Origin of the sequence: Desulfuromonas sp. KJ2020 (assembly GCF_024197615.1) — a bacterium.
Classification (GTDB): Bacteria; Desulfobacterota; Desulfuromonadia; order Desulfuromonadales; family SZUA-540; genus SZUA-540.
On record NZ_JAKUKE010000003.1, the window covers coordinates 1,027,644 to 1,043,573 of the forward strand.

A 15,930-nucleotide genomic window follows, 5' to 3' on the forward strand; every position below is an offset into this window, starting at 1 on the left:
GCCTTAAAAGTTTCAGCTGCCGAACCCGACAAAAGGATTGGATCGCTTTTCCCTTCCGATCGTCGTATCGGGGCCATGGCCGGTATGGACAACGGTCTGTTCCGGCAATACAAGCAGCTTCTGCCTGATGCCCTGAATCAGGATGTCGTGATCACCGCCAGGGAGGTCCGTTCGGCCCACAGAACCGGCAAAAAGGACGTCGCCAGCGAAAAGATGCCCCTCCCCATAGAGGCAGATGCCACCGGGAGAATGTCCGGGCACGTGGAGCACGGAAAACGCCAGATCGCCCAGATTCAGCACCTCGCCCTCAGCCAGCAGGCGTTGTGGTTCTGGCGAAGAAGTGGTTTTCAACCCGTAAATAGCGGCGTGCTGTGCGGCATTTTGCAAAAGAGGCAAATCGTCACGGTGAATCATGAGAGACGCCCCGGTTTTTTCAACCAGGAAACGGTTGCCACCAATGTGATCGAAGTGTCCGTGGGTATTGACGATAGCCGTCAGAGTCCAACCCTTTTTTTGAAGAAACTGCCAGATGCGCTCTCCCTCATCCCCCGGATCCACCACCATGGCCGTCTGCGAAAGTTCATCCACAACGATAAAACAGTTAACCTGCAAGGGGCCAACAGTGAGACATTCAACGATCATCGCCTTCCTCCTTTTCCGGGTTGGCGGCAAAAAGATCCAGACTTTTGCCTTTCAATTGATCCGCGAGAGAAAAGCCGAAAGAAGGCTTTTTGTCATTTTTGGGGCGGGCGGCTGGCCGGGCCGGAGACGCCGGCTTCATGACAACCTCCCTTTCCTGCTCTTCATTAGGGGTGCCCGTCGGCTCGGCCAGGTTTTGCGGCTTGAAAAAATAGCGATCATACAGCCGATGATAGCTGGTCCAGGCGCTGTCGCTGTCCGGTTCTTTTTCAATGTGGGTGCGAACACCGTTGATCTTGGCATCCAAGTCGTCAATAAAATTGAGAACCACAGCCTCCATCGTTTTGGGCCGCTTGGGCGAACCGTACTCGTACTGGCCGTGGTGGGACAGAAGCAGATGTTTGAGGAGCAAAGCGAGCGGGCGGGGGAAATTTTCGAGTCCCCGAAGCTTTTCGTCGATCATCTCCACGCCCATGACGATGTGCCCCAGAAGCTTGCCTTCATCCGTGTAGTCGAAGGTTCTGACATAACGAAGCTCGTCGACTTTGCCGATATCGTGCAGCAAGGCTCCCGCGACCAGAAGATCACGGTCCAGTTCAGAATACCGCCTACAGATATCGTCGGCAAGATCGGCCACGGCCAGAGAATGCTCAAGCAGGCCGCCGAGATAAACGTGATGCATCGACTTGGCGGCGGGCGCCTTGCAGTAGGCCTGCAAAAAGTCGGAATCATCCAGGAAAACTTTCAGCAGGGCCCGGAGATGGGGATTTTTGAGGGAATCGACCTTTTGCCGCAGTTCGGTCGCCATGACCTGAGTATCCCGGGAACTTACCGGCAGAAAATCGGCGAGGGAGACGCTTTTTTCAGCCAGACGTTCGATCTCCTGTACCACCAGTTGCATTTTCCCCAAATAAACGCTGGCCTTGCCTTTGACCCGGATAAAGTCATCTTTCCCAAAAAGGCCATTGAACTCGTCCACCCGGTCCCAGACCCGGCCTTCGACTTCACCGGTGCGATCCACAAGCTTTAAGGTCATATAGGGCTTGCCATTTTTGGCCATGGCCATGACCTTGTCCCTGACCAGAAAAGGGCTGTCGACAAAGTCTCTCTCTCGAATGTTCGCAATGTATGTTTTAGACAGTTCCATGCTCATCCTTTTTTTTCTGGGCGATATATTCGGCGACTTTCAACCCGTCCAGAGCCGCACTCATAATGCCGCCAGCATAGCCGGCGCCCTCTCCGGCAGGGTACAGTCCAGGATGGGAAAGGGATTGGCCATCCTCACCGCGCAGAATACGCAACGGAGCGGAAGTTCGGGTCTCCAGACCGATAAGAACAGCCTCAGGGCAGATAAATCCCTTCATGCGGCGATTGAAGACGGGCAGGGCCTGCCGCAGTTCCTGTGTAACAAAGACCGGTAGCAGCGCCTCAAGCTCAACCGGCCGGATACCCGGTCGGCAACTGGAGGCGGAAGGCAGTGGCAGCTTATCAAGGCCCAGGAAATCCATCAGATTTTGGGCCGGGGCGTTGTAATCACCACCCCCGGCCAGAAAGGCTTTTTTTTCCAGTTCGCGCTGGAACCGCATACCCGCCAGGCAATCATCGCCGTTGAAATCTTCCGGGCGTACACTCACGACCAGGGCACTGTTGGAAAAAGGACCGGACCGGTTCAGATAACTCATGCCGTTGACCACCACGCCCCCGGCTTCAGAGGAGGCGACCACCACCTCGCCACCAGGGCACATACAGAAGGAATAGGTTCCACGCCCACTCTGTGGATTGTTGCAGGTCAGTGCATATTCGGCAGCTGGCAGACGGGGGTGATGGGGAAATCCGTACTGAATGGTGTTGATCCACTCGGACGGATGTTCGACCCGGACCCCGACAGCAAAAGGCTTGGCCTGCATACGCACCCCGGCGGACGCCAGCATCTCATAGGTGTCACGGGCGCTGTGGCCCGGCGCCAATACCAGAGCGTCGCAGTCGATAGACTGACCATCGTCAAGCAGAGCTCCGGAAATCTGCCCTTTATGCGTCAGGATACCCGTAAGCTTGGCTTGGTAGCGAATATCGACCCCAAGCCGGGTAAGTTCATGGCGAAAGTTGATCAGAACCAGGCGCAGCCTGTCCGTCCCCACGTGGGGTTTGGCCTGGATGAGGATATCAGCGGGAGCGCCAAAACGGACCAAAGTCTCCAGCACGAGGCGCGTCCAGGGATGATTGACGCGGGTGGTCAATTTACCGTCGGAAAAGGTGCCGGCCCCCCCTTCCCCAAACTGCACATTGCTTTCCGGACAGAGCCCTTTACCTCTCCAGAAATCCCTCACATCCCTGACCCGGTCTTCAACGGGTCGACCTCTTTCCAGCAAGGTCACCGAAAAACCGCACTGAGCGAGGCGCAGTGCCGCGAACAGACCCGCCGGCCCCATGCCAACAACCAGAATCCGGCCTGGCAGAGACAAGTTCTTCGCCTCACAGCAGAGTGGTGGAACCGTCCGTTCCAAACGAGCGTTCTTCCCATGCCGTTTTAAAACTGCCTCCTCGTCCTTGACCAGAAACTCAACGGTATAGACCCTGAGAATGCGCGGTTTTTTACGCGCATCAATCCCCTGACGCACCACACGGAGATCTTGCACCTCTCCCCTTGGGAGGCCAAGTTCTTCAGCGACGAGAGAGACAAGCAGCGATTCGTCCTGATCGAGATCCAGGGTAAGATCCCTCAATCGAAGAGGCATATCCTCCCCTTTTTCAATGAAAGGGCTATTGCTCTGTATAAAAATATCGGGTGGCAGCAGAACATGGAAACGGGGTCAGGTTAAGGCTTGGGCCACAGGCAGCCGGATATTGAATACACTGCCCCGGCCTTCCTGGGTATCGACGGAGATATGACCATTGTAAGTCTTGATAATGCGCAGAACAACGGAGAGCCCAAACCCCGTGCCTTTCTTTTTAGTCGTGAAGAAAGGATCGAAAATCATATTGATGTGTTCAGGGGATATTCCACCGCCGGTATCCGATACAGTGATGTCCAGATGCGTATTGTCCTGCTGCAGAGAGACACTTAACGTCCCCCCCTGCGGCATTTCGTAAATGGCATTGGCGAAAAGGTTGTTAAAGACCTGTTCAAATTCGGCGGGGTCGGCCTGGATGGGGGAGGACGGACGCAAATCCAGTTTCACCTCGATGTCCTGGTTGGTCAGTTGTTCCTGGAAACTTGACAGACAATTTTGGATAACATCGCCCAAGGACAGGTTCTGCAGTTCAAAGCGCGGACGTTTGCTGGCTGCAAGCAATTTGACCAAAATGTCATCGATGCGATCCACTTCTTTCAGGATTTTATCGATATAGGAAGCCTTTTCGGCATCTTCGGCCAATACCGGTTTGAGAATCTGGGCAAAGAGGCTGATGGAATTGAGAGGATTGCGAATTTCATGGGCCATGCCGGCCGACAGATGCCCCAGGGTTGCCAACTTTTCCGCCTGCACGATTTCCGCGTGGGCTTTTTCGAGTTCACAGGACTTTTGGGCGACGCGACGCTCAAGTTCGAGATTCCACTCCTCGATCTCCCGCAGCAGACGTTCCCGTTCGAGGCGAAGCTCCTTGTTTAAAAGTTCGACCCGCCTGATCTTGAGGACGTTTTCGATGCGTTCAACCAGATCCTGATTGTTGAAGGGCTTAAGAACGTAATCGGAGGCTCCGGCCTTCATGAGTTCAACGGCAATCTCTTCACTGCCCTTGCCGGTGAACATAATGACATACGTATCGGGAAAACTTTTCCGAATCTTTTTGAGAACTGTCATGCCATCCATGACCGGCATCATGTAATCAAGCAGGACCACGCTCGGACGGTGCTCTTCGACCAGCCGCAGGCCCTCTTCGCCCCCACCGGCGGTTAACACCTCAAAGCCCTTGCTTTTAAGGATCATGGATGTGAGTTCAAGAATGATTTTCTCATCATCAACGACCAGTATTCGATCGGGCATGACGCGACGCTCCTGGATCAATGGTTCATGAAATGAGCGGTAGGATACCGTCAGGATGAGAATTTGACAAGGGAAATCCCGATGAAGACAGGCTATCGGCAGGAAGGGGAACGATCTGATTCAGGGAAAAGGGGCAGGCAGAAAAAGAGATTGCTTAACAACCAAACAAAAGGGGCGCTACCAGAGCGCCCCTTTAACGACTAGACGGTGATCGCGTTGACCGGACAGGAGTCGAGGCAGGCCTGGCACTCGGTGCAGTCATCGGTGATCGTGTACTTATCACCGGCTTCCACAATGGCGCCGACAGGGCAGGAATCAACACAGGTACCGCAGGCAATGCAATCTTCAGTGATTTTAAGAGCCATGTTCATTCTCCTTCAGGTGATTAACAATGGAGATCAGATCTCCATGATTTCTGTTTCTTTGTGGGCGACAGTGTCGTCGATTTTCTTAATATGGGCGTCGGTGATATCCTGCACTTCCTTCTCAGCCCGCTTGAGATCATCCTCAGAAATCTCTTTGTCCTTTTCCAGCTTTTTGAGGGTATCATTGCCATCGCGACGCACATTGCGGACAGCCACCTTGGCATCTTCCCCCATGCGTCGGACCTGCTTGACCATCTCTTTGCGTCGATCTTCAGTCAGAGGCGGGATGGCAATACGCACCAGTTGCCCATCAGAAGAGGGATTTAAGCCAAGGTCGGCTTTGAAAATCGCTTTTTCGATTTCGGGAATCAACTGCTTTTCCCAGGGCTGAATCGTGATCAACCGGGGCTCGGGCACAGTGAGTGTGCCCACCTGGTTGAGTGGAGTCGGCGTGCCGTAATAGTTGACCCGGACCTCATCAAGCAGCGAGACGTTGGCGCGGCCCGTGCGGACACGGGAAAACTCCCGCTTGAGATTGTCAAGAGCCTTGTCCATGTTCTGCCGAGCGTTGTCGAGCACATCTTTATACATGGCTTTCACCCTCCTTTGACGATGGTACCAATTTCTTCACCCAGCACGACCTTTTTGATATTGCCGCGTTGGGTGAGATTGAATACCACAATAGGAAGTTTATTGTCCATACACAGGGAGGTCGCTGTGGCATCCATAACCTGCAGCCCTTTCTGCAGAACCTCCAGATAGGTCAGTGTGTCGAATTTGACAGCGGATTTATCCTTGGCGGGATCCGCATTATAGACACCATCAACCTTCGTGGCCTTGAGAATAACATCCGCGTTAATTTCCATGGCTCGCAGGCTGGCGGCGGTATCGGTGGTGAAATAGGGGTTACCGGTACCGGCACCGAAGATGACCACCCGCCCTTTTTCCAGGTGGCGTACAGCGCGCCGGCGGATGTAGGGTTCGGCAACTTCCTGCATTTCGATGGCAGACTGAACCCGCGTGACGACGCCCGTCTTCTCCAAGGCATCCTGAAGAGCCAGACTGTTCATCACGGTGGCGATCATCCCCATATAGTCGGCACTGGCTCTGTCCATTCCGCGGGAAGCCGCGGCCACCCCACGGAAAATGTTACCCCCGCCAATCACCAAGGCGACCTGTATCTTAAGGTCGACAAGCTCCTTGATTTCAGCCGCGATGGAGGAAATAACGTCCGGGTCAATGCCGTAACCCTGCTCTCCGGCCAGGGCCTCGCCACTGAGTTTGAGCAGAATTCGCCGGTATATCGGTTTGTCAGCCATGAGTTCTCCGTTTAGTTGCTGCTCAGAGCCGCCACTTCCGCAGCGAAATCATCCTGCTTCTTCTCCAGACCTTCGCCAAGCTGATAACGGACAAAGCGCGACAGCTGAACGTCGCTGCCGATTTCCTTGCCGAGATTGCCCAGAACCTTGTTGATCGTCAGATCAGGATCGATGACAAAAGCCTGCTCAACCAAACAGACTTCACCGAAGAACTTGTTGATCTGTCCCTCGATGATTTTGTCGATGATTTTTTCAGGCTTGCCGCTGTTAAGGGCTTTAACCCGCATAATTTCTTTTTCTTTTTCAACCACCTCGGCAGGCACGGCCTCCCGGTTCAGGTATTGGGGATTGGCGGCGGCCACGTGCATGGCCAGTTGGCGGGCCACGTCGGCGACTTTGGCCTCGTTTTTTTTGTCAGTGGTCAACTCAATCAGCACGCCGATCTTACCAACCCCGTGAATATAGGTGGCTTCGACGGCAGCAGGTGCCTCGAAACGGGCGAAGCGCCGCACACCGATATTCTCGCCGATAGTGGCGACCTGATGATTCTGCTCTTCCAGAACGGTACGGCCCGTACCGGGATAGTCGAGAGACATCAGGGCGTCAACATCAGCCGGGGCCTTTTCGACGACAAGGCTGGCTACTCCGGCGCAGAACTTCTGAAAGGCTTCGTTTTTGGCTACAAAATCCGTTTCGGCGTTGACTTCAACCAGCACACCCACCGAGTCATTGCCATCAGCCACGACCATCCCTTCAGCCGCAGCGCGGCCGGCCTTTTTAGCGGCGGCGGAAAGACCTTTTTTGCGCAGGATGCTGACTGCTTCTTCCATGTCGCCGTTGGCCTCGGTCAGCGCTTTTTTGCAATCCATCATCCCCGCGCCGGTCTTGGCGCGCAGTTCGGAAACCATTGATGCAGTAATATTTGCCACAGAAATCCTCCTCTGTCTGTATGATTAGGGACCTTTACCCAGTATGCCTTAGGCGTACTACCACCAGAGATCGTCCCCCTATTTCGGAGAAAAGGCGACCGGATAACCGGTCGCCTGAAATAAATAACCCGTTCTGAAGAGTCAGGCTTCCACCGGAGTTTCCTGAGCAGGGGCCTCTTTTGCAGCGGCCTCTTCCGGAGCCTCGTCAGCGCCTTCCTGTTTGGTACGAATCGCGGCTTCCCTGGCCTGACCACCTTCTACGCAGGCATCGGCAATACGGGCAGTGAACAGACGAATGGCCCGGATAGCGTCGTCATTGCCGGGGATGAGATAGTCGATATCGTCAGGATCGCAGTTGGTGTCGACGACTGCAACAACCGGAATACCCAGCTTACGGGCTTCTTTGACCGCGATAGTTTCTTTCTTGGGATCAATCACGAAGATAGCACCGGGCATTTTGGCCATGCTCTTGATGCCGCCAAGGCTCTTTTCAAGCTTGGTTTTTTCCCGCTCAAGCTGCAGGACTTCTTTTTTGGGCAGAAGATCGTAGGTACCGTCCGTGCTCATGGTCTCAATCTTCTTGAGACGATCGATGCTCCCCTTGATGGTAGAGAAGTTCGTGAGCATGCCACCGAGCCAGCGGTCATTGACAAAATACTGCTCAGCCCGCAGGCTCTCTTCCTTGATGGCATCCTGGGCCTGTTTTTTGGTCCCGACAAAAAGAACCTTGTCACCACGCTCTACGGTCTCCTTAATGAAGCTGTAGGCATTTTTGAAGTAACGAACGGTTTTCTGCAGGTCAATGATATAAATACCATTGCGCGCCCCGAAGATATAGGGCTTCATCTTGGGGTTCCAACGACGGGTCTGGTGGCCGAAATGGACACCGGCTTCCAGCAGTTGCTTCATGCTGATCTGAGACATGCTTTTCTCCTTCTTGCGGTTGATTGCCTCCGCTCCCTTCTTTTCCTCCGGATCCCCCTGTCCTATCAGGGGGCACCTTCCGGTCGGATCCGAGAGCGTGCGTTTTAGGATAACGCGTGTCTATACCATGACCACCTCGGGAGTTCAAGAAAAATTTCAGGATTACAGTTTACAAGGAATCGATAACCCGATATTATCTCCAGCCATGCCAGCCTCCCGAATTCACCGATACATTGCGAAGGAAATAGCGACCCCAGCCCTGCTGGGTCTGAGCGTCTTTACCCTGATGATCCTCATGGGCAGGATCATCAGGCTGGTCGAGATGGTGCTTAACAAAGGGGTGCCGGCGAAAGAGATATTCCTCCTTTTCGCCTATCTGCTTCCCGCATTTCTGGTTATCACCATTCCGCTTTCTTTTTTGCTGGGAGTGCTGCTCGGGTTCGGACGACTCTCTTCCGAGAGTGAAACGGTTGCCCTCAAGGCTTCCGGCCTTAGCCTGTACGGCATGCTCAAACCCGTTTTTCTGCTGGCAGCCATGGCCTCCGTACTGACAGGAGCGCTGACCCTCTATGGCGAACCGGCTGGCAATACGGCTTTTCGCAGTAAAGTTTTCGAAATTGCCGCCAGTAGGGCCACGGTGGGCATCTCCCCCAAGATTTTCAACGACGAATTTGATGGCCTTGTCCTGTATACCAACGAATTTGACGCACAGAACGGCCTGATGACGGGCGTTTTTATTTCTGACCAACGTACGGACAGCGAAGCCTCGACAATCTTCGCGAAACAAGGGCGCATTTTTTCGGACCCGGGAAAATACACCCTGACCCTTCGCCTCGAAAACGGCAACATCCATCGTACGCCAAAATCGGCCCAGGGAGACAGCTACCAGACCATCGCTTTTTCCGCTTACGACATCAGCCTCAATATGGGAAAAGAGCTCGAAGACGGCCAGACCGTCAAAAAAAAGGATAAGGACCTGAGCCATTCCGAATTGGCCACCGCGATCAGGGAGGCCAAAACCGAGGAAGAAAGCCGGCGCTACCGCGTCCAGTGGCACAAGCGCCTGGTTTTGCCCCTGGCCCCGCTCCTTTTTGCCCTTATCGGCATTCCGCTCGGCATCCAGTCCCATCGCTCCGGCAAAGGAGGGGGATTCGCCATTGGACTGATCGTCTTTTTGGTCTATTACATCCTTTTTTCCTTTACCAAAACACTGGCCACCGAAGGAATTCTGCCATTAATTCCCACAATGTGGGCTCCGACGATGCTTTTCCTGGCCGGCGGCCTCTACCTTCTACATCTAGCGGCCATGGAGAGACGTTTCGTTCTTCTCGATCTTCTTCTTGAAGGCATGGATCGATTCCGTCGCCTTATTCAACGCAAGAGATAGGCCTGTGACCATACTCAACCGCTACATCCTGTCTATCTACATCCGGATCTTTTTTCTGGCCAGCGCCACTTTTGTGGGCATCTACCTGCTGGTCGACTTTTTCGAAAAAGTGGACAACTTCATTGAGCATGGCGCCTCCGCTTCCCAGTACCTGCTCTATTTCGGCAACAAAATCCCGTTGATCATCAGCCAGGTCACCCCGCTGGCCGTCCTCATGGCTGTCTTCATGACCGTTGGCAGCCTCACACGGACCAATGAGTTAACGGCTATGAAATCCTGCGGGCTGAGCCTCCTCCGCATGACCTGGCCTTTGCTTCTGGCCTCCCTCCTGACAGCAATGGCCATTCTGGCTATCAACGAATACCTCCTCCCCTTAAGTGTCAAGACCACCAATACGATTTATGAGGAAGAGGTCAGAGGACGAAAGTCCATCGTCTTCAAACGGGATCGACTCTGGTTCCGGGAGGGAGCCGACATCGTCAATATCAGCCTGGTCGAACCGGAGAATCAAACCATAACCGGATTGACCATCTATCATGTCGATGAACAGTTTCGGCTGACCCGACGCACCGATGCAGCTTCCGGCGATTATACCGCGGACAGAGGCTGGGCTTTCCAGCAGGTCACGCACAGAGAGTTTGATCCCCGCTCTGGAGAGATGTTCGACGAAAAAAAGCTGGCCCAGGCAGTTCTGCCCCTGTCCAAGACTCCTGAAGATTTCAGAGAAAGCGAACCGGATCTGGAAACCCTCAACTTTCGTCAACTTTCTGCTCTGGTCAGTAAAATGGAAAGCGAGGGTCATAGCCCGATACGCTACAAGGTGGATATGCATTCGCGCCTAGCCACGCCCTTTGCCAACGTCATTATGGCCGTGCTCGGCATTCCTTTTGCGCTACAGAGAGGGAGGCAGACCAATGTGGCCACGGGGGTGGCCCTGAGCATTGTCATCGGCTTCGCCTACTACGTCATCATGGCCGCTATGCAGGCTTTCGGTTATTCGGGCGTGGCTCCCCCCGCTGTGGCCGCCTGGTCCGCCCATGTCCTCTTTGCCCTGATTGGCGGCTGGATGCTGCTGTCGACCCGCAGCTGACCTCTTTCGACTGAACCGTTTGCCTCAAACAGCAAGAGCCCTGCTCAWTGAGCAGGGCTCTTGCTGTTTGTTCCATGACTGGTCCTTCTATCAATAGCGATAAAAGTCCGGCTTGTAAGGGCCGTCCACCGGCACGCCGAGATATTCCGCCTGCGCCGGGGTCAGAGTCGTCAATTCGACGCCGAGCCGGCCCAAGTGAAGACGGGCCACCTTTTCATCCAGCACCTTAGGTAGCATATAGACCTTATTTTCGTAGTTGTCCGGGTTGGTCCACAATTCCACCTGCGCCATAACCTGGTTGGTAAAGGAGGCCGACATGACAAAAGAAGGATGACCGGTGGCGCAGCCGAGATTGACCAGGCGCCCCTCAGCCAGCACGATCAGCCGCTTACCATCGGGAAAGACGACATGGTCGACCTGCGGCTTGATATTGATCCATTCCAGGTCGCGGATCGAAGCGATATCGATTTCCAGATCGAAGTGGCCGATATTGCAGACGATGGCCTGATCTCGCATGGCATCCATGTGCTGGCGGTTGATGACGTCGCGGCAACCGGTGGTGGTGACGAAAATATCCCCCAGGGGAGCCGCCGTTTCCATGGTGACAACCTGATACCCTTCCATGACAGCCTGCAGGGAAATAATGGGGTCGATTTCGGTGATCAGCACGCGAGCCCCGAGACCGCGCATGGCCTGAGCACAACCTTTGCCGACATCACCATAGCCGGCCACGACGACCACTTTGCCCGCCACCATGACGTCCGTGGCTCGTTTGATGCCATCGGCCAGCGACTCGCGACAGCCGTACAGATTGTCGAACTTGCTTTTGGTCACCGAATCGTTAACGTTGAAGGCGGGGCACTTCAGCGTACCGGTTTTTTCCATCTGATAAAGACGGTGAACTCCGGTCGTCGTCTCTTCAGACAACCCTTTGACCTGCGTCATGAGCTCGGGATATTTTTCATGCATCACCTGGGTGAGATCGCCCCCATCATCGAGCAGCATGTTCGGACGCCAGCCATCGGGCCCCTCAATCGTCCGTTCGACGCACCACCAGTATTCCTCTTCCGTCTCCCCCTTCCAGGCATACACGGGGATCCCGGCCTCAGCGATAGCGGCAGCGGCATGGTCCTGGGTAGAAAAAATATTGCAGGAACTCCAGCGCACTTCGGCGCCCAGTTCAATGAGGGTTTCGATCAGCACGGCGGTCTGGATGGTCATGTGCAGGCAGCCTGCAATGCGGGCCCCTTTAAGCGGCTTGCTCGCACCGAACTCCTGGCGAAGCGCCATCAGTCCGGGCATTTCCGTTTCGGCAATCTCAATTTCCTGCCTGCCCCACCGGGCCAGAGACATATCTCTAACCTTAAAATCCTTGCCTGTCATAAAAAGACTCCTTTATCACTTGGTTGTCTGGGTACTACCTCTTTTGGTCGCTTCTAAAATAAAAACACCCTGTCTGTCGGCTGTCCCCTGAATTTCTACGTAGTCAGTCAGGAAAAGTCCCGCCGCCTCCAGCCATCTCTCGAGATCACCGTACTCAAAGCCGAGCCAGAGATCAGCCAGGCTGTCACGGGCCCATTCGTGCTGATGGGGAAGCAGATCGGCGATCACCAACGTCCCTTCCTCCCTCATCACCCTAACAAACTCCTTGAAGACATTTTCAGGGTCGGCGGCATGATGAAGAACCATGTTCACCAGAACCGTATTCGCGCTGGCAGAAAGAACCGGCAGATGAGACATCTCGCCCAGGCGCAGTTCGATCTGCCCAGGCTCCCCCTGACCGATACGCTGACGGGCCTGTGCCAGCATCGCCGGAGACTGATCCACGCCAATCACGGTCTGGGCCCGGGACATCAGCAAGGGGAGAAGATTGCCTGTCCCGACGCCAACCTCGACGAGATTTTCACAGGGATGAATGCGAGCGAGAAGATTCTCACTGTAAGGGACAGTAGGAAGCAAGCGGTGGGAAAGTCCGTCCCATTCACTGGCGTGATGATTAAAAAAATCCTGGCTTTTTCGGCGCCTTTTTTCATAAATAGCCGCCATGGCTCTGAGATCATCCCCACCAGAAGCTCCCTCGGTCACAGAGGCCTCAAGGGCCGGCCATATCGCGCCAAACAGCGCATTCTCCTGGCTGACACGATAGTAGGACCAGGTGCCTTGCCGCCGCACGCTCAATATCTTTTCATCCAGAAGAAGTTTGAGGTGGCGCGACACCCGCGATTGCCCCATGCCCAGAATTTCGGTCAGTTCCTGAACGGTAAATTCACCCTGGCAAAGCAGGGCAACCAGCCTCAGACGCGTTGAATCGGCAAGAGATTTTAAGAGAGAAAGGGCCAAATCAAAAATTCCGGTTTATATAAATCAGGAATTCTTGATCTACCATATACCAAGAGCCAGGTCAAGGGATATATCATAGCAGGAAGGGTGACAATAACTTCCTCAAGGATGAATTCCCGTCAATCCGCCGATTGAGTCAGTACAATCAGCGTTGCCATACCCTGGGCGATAAGCCTTTGCTCGCTGTGAACGGCGACGCGCAGGCTGACGGTACGACGGCCCAGATGGACAATTTCGGATCTGGCCACCAGCGTTTCTCCAGGCTGAACGGCGCGCAGGTAATTCACATTCAAATTGGAGGTTGTGACAGCGAGTCCGGCAGGCAGGAGAGGAGCCGGAAAAAAACAGACCGTATCAACCAGCGTGGCGATAAGGCCACCATGAGCGCCACCATAGTAATTCAAGTGCCTCTCATCGACGGTAACGCGCATAACAGCATGCCTTTCGCCGATTTCCTCAGCGACAATACCCAGCGTTTTCAATAGCGGAATGGCATTGATGGACTCGATTGTGGCCGATGGAACATTCATGATTTTCCTCCCCTGATCAACGGGATCGTCCTGATGAAAAACGGCTTTTCGTCATGGTCAGCCAAGCAAAGACCAGGTAAAAGCCGATCGCCGTCAACAATGTTGCCAACGCGTTTCCTAAAGGGTGGTCGGTCAACGGATCCCACACACGATCGAAGCGTTGGAGAAAAGGGGTGCGAATCTCTTGAAGCGACACCCCACGCTTAAAGGCCCGACGGACATCGACCCAAAACGCCAATTGCCAGCCCTGAGAACGAACGTACTTGCCGGTGCGATACCAAATCCCCAGTTGACGCCGAATAGATTGCTGCCTCATCAGTTGATGAACCAGACTGAAAAAGGGACCGAGTTTAAGCGAACGACTCTGGTCATGAGTGCGATAGATGTCAGCTGCCTTGTCGAAAAAAGCATCGAATCCGACCATGGCGAAATTGACGGTCAAGGCATTGAGACATTGCCGAGCAACCAGCCCTTCTGTTTCGAAACGTCTGGCCGAGGTCAGAATATCTGCCGAAAAGAGCAGCCATTGCCCCACGGCCAGAACGCGGTCAGCCAGGTGGGTATCCTCAAGAAGCGGGAGGTTCTCATCAAACCGGCCCAGTTCGGCAAAGAAGTCGGCCGCCATCATGAAACCCTGATCCCCGTGGATGCATTGAGGACGATTCAGCCTGGCCTTGGCTTCATAATAAAAGTACCCTTGGTGCGGTTTGTTCTTTTGGCGCAGAAAACGTAAGGAGAAGCGGCCGGCAAGGCGTCGATGTCCGCAGTGTTCCCAGGCTGCCGAAAGGGATTTCAGGCCGACGGCCAACGCCAAAGGGTGAGAAAAACAGGAGTCGGCATGGAGAAAGAGGAGGACAGGAGCTGTGGCATGGCGGGCACCGGCATTGAGCTGGGACGCCCTCCCCTTCTGGGATCGGAGAACCCGACAGGCAAAAGGGACGGCGGCAGCGAATTTTCTGCCCACGGCGAAGGTGTCATCGGCCGACCCTCCATCGACCAGGATCACTTCAAACTGAATCCCCGCCTGGCATTCAAAGCTGGAAAAAAGAGTGGGTATTGTCGCTGCCTCATTGTAGACGGGCACGATAACGGACAGTTGAGGAACGGGGTCAGCTGTTGGAAAATGCTCCAAGACATCCTCCTGAAAAACAAAAAGGCGAACCGGAAGGTCCGCCTTTTTGTTTTCAATCTCTAACGTCTCACCTGCCGGCGCGTTTGCGCAGGGAGTCGACGCGATCGGTTTTCTCCCAGCTAAACTCAGGCAGTTCCCGGCCAAAGTGCCCGTAAGCCGCCGTCTTGCGATAGATTGGACGCAGCAGATCAAGGGTCTTGATGATGCCAGCCGGCCGCATATCGAATTCTTCCTGAACAATGCGGGCAATATCGTTGGATGGAATTTTACCCGTACCGAAGGTGTTGATCATCACCGATACAGGTTCGGCAACGCCGATAGCATAGGCGAGCTGGACTTCGCATTTGCTGGCGAGGCCGGCAGCGACGACGTTCTTGGCGACATAGCGGGCCATGTACGAGGCACTGCGGTCGACCTTGCTGGGATCCTTGCCGGAAAAAGCCCCGCCGCCGTGCGAGCCCTGGCCGCCGTAGGTATCGACAATAATTTTACGCCCGGTGAGACCACAGTCTCCCATGGGTCCGCCAACGACAAAACGTCCGGTAGGATTAATGAAATACTTGGTTTTTTCATCGAGGAGTTCGCCCGGGATAATCGGCTTGATGACTTCTTCCATGATGAATTCCCGGAGGGTGTCGTAACTTACGTCAGGGGTATGCTGCGACGAAATAACGACCGAATCGACCCGGATAGGCTTGTCGTTGATGTACTGAATGGAAACCTGCGACTTGCTGTCAGGGCGAAGAAAGGAAACCATCTTGCCCTTGCGCACATCGGCCAACCGCTTGGTCAGACGATGGGCAAACATGATGGGCATAGGCATCAGTTCAGCCGTTTCGTCACAGGCATAACCAAACATGAGGCCCTGATCCCCGGCGCCCTGATCCTTGAACAGGCCCTCCCCCTCGGTAACCCCTTGCGAGATATCGGGAGACTGCCGGTCAATAGAAGTCAGGACGGCGCAGGTTTCGTAATCAAACCCCATGGAAGAATCGTCGTAACCGATTTCTTTGATCGTATTCCGCACGATTTGCGGCATATCCACGTAAGCGCTCGTGGTAATCTCGCCGGCGATCATGGCCATACCTGTGGTCACGAGAGTCTCACAGGCCACGCGGGCCTTGGTGTCCTGGCTGAGAATGGCGTCAAGAATAGCATCCGAAATCTGGTCGGCCACTTTATCCGGGTGGCCTTCGCTTACCGATTCGGATGTGAACAGGAAATCAGTCATTGGCATGGGTTCTAGTCTCCCTTGTCAGGTGGTGAACAATGATCGCTCGAAACGTGGAATT

16 protein-coding genes are annotated in these 15,930 nt (G+C 54.4%); 2 read left to right on the forward strand and 14 right to left on the reverse strand.

The features are described 5' to 3' along the window. Positions 1-12: 12 nt before the first annotated feature. From MJO47_RS13175 to rpsB, 9 genes are all read right to left on the reverse strand, one after another. The gene (locus MJO47_RS13175) at positions 13-642 is read right to left on the reverse strand and encodes an MBL fold metallo-hydrolase (protein WP_253961576.1); all 630 of its coding nucleotides are present in this window, start codon (positions 640-642) and stop codon (positions 13-15) included. After that, positions 632-1,780: an HD domain-containing protein gene (locus MJO47_RS13180; RefSeq protein ID WP_253961897.1), complete on the reverse strand. Its 1,149-nt coding sequence runs from the start codon at positions 1,778-1,780 to the stop codon at positions 632-634. The genes MJO47_RS13175 and MJO47_RS13180 overlap by 11 nt, the downstream gene beginning before the upstream one ends. After that, positions 1,773-3,374 (reverse strand): NAD(P)/FAD-dependent oxidoreductase, encoded by a 1,602-nt coding sequence (locus MJO47_RS13185; RefSeq protein WP_253961577.1) that lies wholly within the window; start codon positions 3,372-3,374, stop codon positions 1,773-1,775. Before MJO47_RS13185 ends, MJO47_RS13180 begins: the two co-directional genes overlap by 8 nt. A 75-nt stretch (positions 3,375-3,449) precedes the next feature. Continuing rightward, entirely contained in the window at positions 3,450-4,622 is a 1,173-nt protein-coding gene (locus tag MJO47_RS13190) for a response regulator (protein WP_253961578.1), read from the reverse strand. A gap of 200 nt (positions 4,623-4,822) precedes the next feature. Continuing rightward, complete coding sequence (locus MJO47_RS13195; protein ID WP_253961579.1) at positions 4,823-4,987, reverse strand: 4Fe-4S binding protein; 165 nt, start codon at positions 4,985-4,987, stop codon at positions 4,823-4,825. Positions 4,988-5,020: 33 nt separating this feature from the next. After that, positions 5,021-5,578: a ribosome recycling factor gene (gene frr, locus MJO47_RS13200; RefSeq protein ID WP_253961580.1), complete on the reverse strand. Its 558-nt coding sequence runs from the start codon at positions 5,576-5,578 to the stop codon at positions 5,021-5,023. 5 nt (positions 5,579-5,583) lie between these two features. After that, positions 5,584-6,306 (reverse strand): UMP kinase, encoded by a 723-nt coding sequence (pyrH, locus tag MJO47_RS13205; protein ID WP_253961581.1) that lies wholly within the window; start codon positions 6,304-6,306, stop codon positions 5,584-5,586. An 11-nt stretch (positions 6,307-6,317) separates the two neighbouring features. Next, a complete protein-coding gene (gene tsf / locus MJO47_RS13210) occupies positions 6,318-7,235 on the reverse strand; it encodes a translation elongation factor Ts (protein ID WP_371926681.1) in 918 nt (305 codons plus the stop codon). Between the two features lie 141 nt (positions 7,236-7,376). Beyond that, entirely contained in the window at positions 7,377-8,159 is a 783-nt protein-coding gene (rpsB, locus tag MJO47_RS13215) for a 30S ribosomal protein S2 (RefSeq protein ID WP_253961582.1), read from the reverse strand. A 205-nt stretch (positions 8,160-8,364) separates the two neighbouring features. On the opposite strand from rpsB, the gene lptF reads away from it, so the two are divergent. Together lptF and lptG are read left to right on the forward strand one after the other, a co-directional pair. Then, positions 8,365-9,546 (forward strand): LPS export ABC transporter permease LptF, encoded by a 1,182-nt coding sequence (gene lptF / locus MJO47_RS13220; RefSeq protein WP_253961583.1) that lies wholly within the window; start codon positions 8,365-8,367, stop codon positions 9,544-9,546. A 4-nt stretch (positions 9,547-9,550) separates the two neighbouring features. Further along, complete coding sequence (gene lptG / locus MJO47_RS13225) at positions 9,551-10,636, forward strand: LPS export ABC transporter permease LptG (RefSeq protein ID WP_253961584.1); 1,086 nt, start codon at positions 9,551-9,553, stop codon at positions 10,634-10,636. A 90-nt stretch (positions 10,637-10,726) separates the two neighbouring features. Here lptG and ahcY read toward each other — a convergent pair whose 3' ends face one another. The 5 genes from ahcY to metK all read right to left on the reverse strand — a co-directional run bounded on the left by ahcY (position 10,727) and on the right by metK (position 15,875). Then, positions 10,727-12,019 carry an adenosylhomocysteinase gene (gene ahcY, locus MJO47_RS13230; protein ID WP_253961585.1) on the reverse strand — a complete coding sequence of 431 codons (1,293 nt, stop codon included), beginning with the start codon at positions 12,017-12,019 and terminating at the stop codon, positions 10,727-10,729. 15 nt (positions 12,020-12,034) lie between these two features. Next, the gene (locus tag MJO47_RS13235) at positions 12,035-12,976 is read right to left on the reverse strand and encodes a metalloregulator ArsR/SmtB family transcription factor (RefSeq protein ID WP_253961586.1); all 942 of its coding nucleotides are present in this window, start codon (positions 12,974-12,976) and stop codon (positions 12,035-12,037) included. 119 nt (positions 12,977-13,095) lie between these two features. Next, positions 13,096-13,506, reverse strand: a complete 411-nt coding sequence (locus MJO47_RS13240) for a PaaI family thioesterase (protein WP_253961587.1) — start codon at positions 13,504-13,506, stop codon at positions 13,096-13,098. 16 nt (positions 13,507-13,522) lie between these two features. Then, complete coding sequence (locus tag MJO47_RS13245) at positions 13,523-14,638, reverse strand: TIGR04283 family arsenosugar biosynthesis glycosyltransferase (RefSeq protein ID WP_253961588.1); 1,116 nt, start codon at positions 14,636-14,638, stop codon at positions 13,523-13,525. Positions 14,639-14,705: 67 nt separating this feature from the next. Continuing rightward, the gene (gene metK / locus MJO47_RS13250; RefSeq protein WP_253961589.1) at positions 14,706-15,875 is read right to left on the reverse strand and encodes a methionine adenosyltransferase; all 1,170 of its coding nucleotides are present in this window, start codon (positions 15,873-15,875) and stop codon (positions 14,706-14,708) included. Between the last annotated feature and the right edge of the window lie 55 nt (positions 15,876-15,930).